The 941-nt window shown below is 70.9% G+C and carries 1 protein-coding gene; it reads right to left on the bottom strand.

What is annotated here, in order from left to right; genetic code table 11:
- Nucleotides 1–941: LamG domain-containing protein (locus AC5FXQ_RS21745; RefSeq protein WP_493604511.1), on the bottom strand; the 941-nt coding region annotated here is incomplete at both ends.

Below are 941 nucleotides of genomic sequence, written 5' to 3'. Positions count from 1 at the left end.
CGCGAGGAGAGCGCCCTGTCGTAGAGGGAGAGCTCGTCAAGCCCGCCCTGGAAGCGGTAGCCATGGCTGCGGTTCAGCCAGCCGATGTTGAGGGCCGCACCACTGGCAAAGCCCTCCGGCGAGGAGACGGTCTCCTCCTCCACCAGCACCCCGTCCACGTAGAGTCTGGTTCTCAGCCAGTGGGCGTCGCGCACGGCCACCACGTGGTGCCAGGCCCCGTCAGTGATGCTCGGATTTCCCGGGCTTTCCCCCAGGAAGGCGCCCGCCCCGAGGTTGTCGCGCAGCTGCAGCCGCGCCCGCCCGGCCGGGTCCAGCCCGATCCACCAGTGCAGCGTGCCGCCCGACTCCATGTCGTCGCGACCCAGCACCACTTCATTATCTGCTGGAGCGCCCTGCCGGCGCACCCACAGCTCGATGGAAAAGCTGTCCCCGGCTCCCCAGTCATAGGCCGCGCCTGCCGCCGAGAGGCCGCCCGTGCCGTCGAAGCCAAGCCCCCCGGCCAGCCGACCAGTCACAGCGGCTACCCCCGAACCCGTGGCCACCTGGCCCGTCTGAGTCTCCGCCAGTGAGCCCTGGTCAAAGGACCAGTAGCGTCCCGGGCCCGCTCCGCAGACCACCGAGTCCAGCTCCGCCCCCGCGGACGCCACCTCCGTCTCGTGGCGCTTCAGCACCAAGCGCCCCTGCAGGTCTTTGTACTCCACCGCGAGCGCATCTTCCTCGTCCCGGGTCTCGGTCACGTACAGGGTGCCGGCACTGTAGAAGCCCGGGCTTGAGAAGGTGCCCGAAACCGGGTCCACGTCCCAGCGGCGCACCTCCCCCGCCAGGTTGGCGCGCTGCCCCTGCTTGACGGTGCGGCCCGTGCCCGGCTGCCAGGCCGCCCCCGGCGCCCCCTGCTCCAGGACACGGTTCAGGGGCGAGGCCTCGTAGACGGGCACGGCAAA

Source organism: Pontibacter sp. LHS1, assembly GCF_058932855.1.
This window is presented reverse-complemented; position numbering and strand designations above follow the sequence as displayed.